The sequence below is a fragment of the Dietzia sp. DQ11-44 genome, assembly GCF_014145205.1.
Taxonomy (GTDB): Bacteria; Actinomycetota; Actinomycetes; order Mycobacteriales; family Mycobacteriaceae; genus Dietzia; species Dietzia natronolimnaea.
Genome location: NZ_JAALEC010000475.1, coordinates 1 through 2310 on the forward strand (window position 1 = coordinate 1; position 2310 = coordinate 2310).

Genomic DNA, 2310 nt, shown 5'->3' on the forward strand with positions numbered 1-2310 from the left:
GACGAACGCGGCCACGATGGCGGCCGCCACCCCGAGGAGCGTGATGACGGGCATGGCCCACCCCGTGCCCCGGGTCGCGTGGGCCCCGGTCGGGGTCGGCTCGGTCGGGGTCGGCTCGGACGGGGACGCCTCGGTCCGGTGCGGTGTCGACTGGTCCATGGTGACGACCGTAGCGGCAGTTCACCGGGGTGGCGACCCGGCGCGGGTCGCGGCGACCGGATGCACGGGACGGCGCCGACGTGCAAGGTGGGAGACATGACCACATCTACGAGCGTCACCGTCGAGCGCGTGATCGACCACTCGGCGGCCGAGATCTTCGACATCCTCACCAACCCGGAGAACCACGCCAGGCTGGACGGCTCGGGCTTCGTCCGCGGGGACTACAAGTCCGACCGGATCCAGCAGGTGGGCGACGTGTTCTCCATGGACATGGAGGGTGAGCACATGGGTGGCGAGTACCGCACCGAGAACCACGTCACCGGCTACGGCAAGGACAAGATCCTGGCGTGGCAGACTGCGCCCGCCGGCACCGAGCCCCCCGGCTGGGAGTGGGTCTGGGAGCTCGAGAACCGCGGGCCCGAGTCGACGCTGGTCCGCCTGACCTACGACTGGGGCAAGGTCACCGACAAGGAGATCCTCAAGAAGGTGTCCTTCCCGCTGGTGTCCGAGCAGCAGCTCGAGGACTCGCTGTCCAACCTCGCCGCCGCGGTGGCCGGCTGAGCCGTTCACTCCGTGGTGGTCAGCTCCCGCAGGTGGTCAGCGCCCGCATCATCTCGCCCCAGTGGGCCAGCGGCAGCAGGTGGCCCTCACCCGCGTAGACCGTGAGCTCGGCCGCGCCCAGGTGCTCGGCGAGCCATCGCCCGTTGGCCGGTGGGGCCATCTCGTCGTCGTCGCCGTACCAGAGGTGCACGGGTGCGCGGACGTCCTCGACCCGGAAGCCCCACGGGCCGACGAAGGCCACGTTGTCCCACGCGATCGCCCCGGTGCCCTGCCGGAGCGCCTCGCGGAAGTTCACGAACAGGGCCCGCCGGGCCGCGGGGTCGGCGATCACCGCCGCGTCGCTGTCCGCCCACATCCAGTCGACCCACGGCGCGGTCTCGTCGTCCCTGACCGAGAGCATCGCGTCGAGGAACCCGGAGTTGCCGGACAGGAACAACTCGGCCGCGCGGGCGGGGTCCCCCGGTAAGTGGGAGAGCGCCTCGAGATCTCCCGCGGTCAGCGCCTCGCGCGCCCCGGGCATCCGATCGAACGGGGCCAACCCCCCGGCGACCCCCACCCGCATGACGCGATCGGGCGCTGCGGCGGCGGTGGCCAGCGCGAACGCCCCTCCACCCGACCAGGCCGAAACGGCGAACCGCGCCACCCCCAGCTCGTCGGCGACCGCCAGGACGTCCCGCGCGACCCCGCCCGGGCTGATCGGCCCGGGGTCGGACAGGCCGTAACCGGGGCGATCGACGCCGATCACCCGGACTCCCGCCCGTTCGGCGAGGTCGGAGCCGAAGTCCATCTCGAGACGCGAGCCCGGGGTGCCGTGGAAGTGGATCACCGGCTGCCCGGCGGGGTCGCCGCACTCGTGCACGGCGATGCGCCGCCCGTCGACTCGGATCATGTGATCGGACATGCCGCCGAGCCTATGGGTCGGGAGCGCGACGCGGGACGACGGCGAGGTGAGCCATCTCACCGCAGAGCCCGGCGGTCGCGGTGTCGCACCGAACTGACCCCGTGAGCAGTGCCGATCCCCGTGGGGGTCCCGACTCCCGCCGCCCGAGCCCGACCCGGATCCCCCGGTTTCGCCGCGCCGGGGTTGCGTCGCCCCCGTACCCCGCTCGTAGGGTCGTCCGCCGTCCCCGTCGATGGTCGACGGCCGATGCTGGACACCCGATGCACGACACGAGACCTCAGGAGGTCACGAGAGATGCAGAAGAAGCTCGTCCGAACCCTGACCGGCGCGATGCTCGCAGGCGGTATCGCCGCGGGTGGAGCCTCGCTGGCGGCCCCCGCCGCCTCCGCCGCGCCCGCGAGCGCCTGGGACCAGGTGGCCCAGTGTGAGTCCGGCGGCGACTGGCACATCAACACCGGCAACGGATACTTCGGCGGTCTGCAGTTCGCCGCCCAGACCTGGACCGGCTTCGGTGGCGGCGAGTACGCCCCGACCGCCGACCAGGCCACCCGCGAGCAGCAGATCGACATCGGCGAGCGCGTGCTCGCCGGACAGGGGCCGGGCGCGTGGCCCAACTGTGGTGGCCCGCTGGCCTGAGCGACGTCCGCCGACGGCGCCATCGATAAGAGCGTTCCGCACACCCGCCTCTC

3 protein-coding genes are annotated in these 2310 nt (G+C 72.5%); 2 read left to right on the forward strand and 1 reads right to left on the reverse strand.

Features of this window, described 5'->3' with window-relative positions; genetic code table 11:
* Window positions 1-255: 255 nt before the first annotated feature.
* Entirely contained in the window at window positions 256-720 is a 465-nt protein-coding gene (locus tag G6018_RS12085; RefSeq protein WP_182639723.1) for an SRPBCC domain-containing protein, read from the forward strand.
* Between the two features lie 19 nt (window positions 721-739).
* Here the strand turns inward: G6018_RS12085 and G6018_RS12090 are convergent, their stop codons facing one another.
* Window positions 740-1621 (reverse strand): alpha/beta hydrolase, encoded by an 882-nt coding sequence (locus G6018_RS12090; RefSeq protein WP_182639724.1) that lies wholly within the window; start codon window positions 1619-1621, stop codon window positions 740-742.
* Window positions 1622-1951: 330 nt separating this feature from the next.
* Between G6018_RS12090 and G6018_RS12095 the strand changes: the two genes are divergently transcribed.
* The gene (locus tag G6018_RS12095; RefSeq protein WP_277817779.1) at window positions 1952-2257 is read left to right on the forward strand and encodes a transglycosylase family protein; all 306 of its coding nucleotides are present in this window, start codon (window positions 1952-1954) and stop codon (window positions 2255-2257) included.
* Window positions 2258-2310: the final 53 nt, after the last annotated feature.